Here is a 352-nt window from a genome sequence, read left to right as displayed (position 1 = left end):
GTGCCATTATCAGCGCTGCTTGCTTTAAAATATCATTTTCCATCATCAATTGTTTATTTTCCTTACGGAGACGTATTAGCTCGTTCTCTTCCTCGGTACGATTATCTTTGGCCTTGAAAGACCCAGAATTGCTATAATCATTTACCCACTTTATTATTGTTGATTTTGCTATTTGATATTCTCTTGATATCTCTGATGTTGATTTACCATTTTGTTTTAGTGCTACTATTTGCTTTTTAAAATCATCTGTATAATTTTTTATTTTTCCAGCCATGATAATTTCTCCTTCTCCTATTTTTATATATCATATCATGACCGAATATTTATTGTCTAATTAATTGTAACCTATCCA

General features: G+C 30.7%; 1 pseudogene. It reads right to left on the bottom strand.

Going from position 1 to position 352, the window contains the following annotated elements:
* Positions 1–274: pseudogene (locus EGD97_RS12310) on the bottom strand (transposase); the annotation flags it as partial.
* Positions 275–352 lie beyond the last annotated feature (78 nt).

This window comes from Clostridium prolinivorans (genome assembly GCF_004011155.1).
Classification (GTDB): Bacteria; Bacillota; Clostridia; order Clostridiales; family Clostridiaceae; genus Clostridium_AT; species Clostridium_AT prolinivorans.
This window is presented reverse-complemented; position numbering and strand designations above follow the sequence as displayed.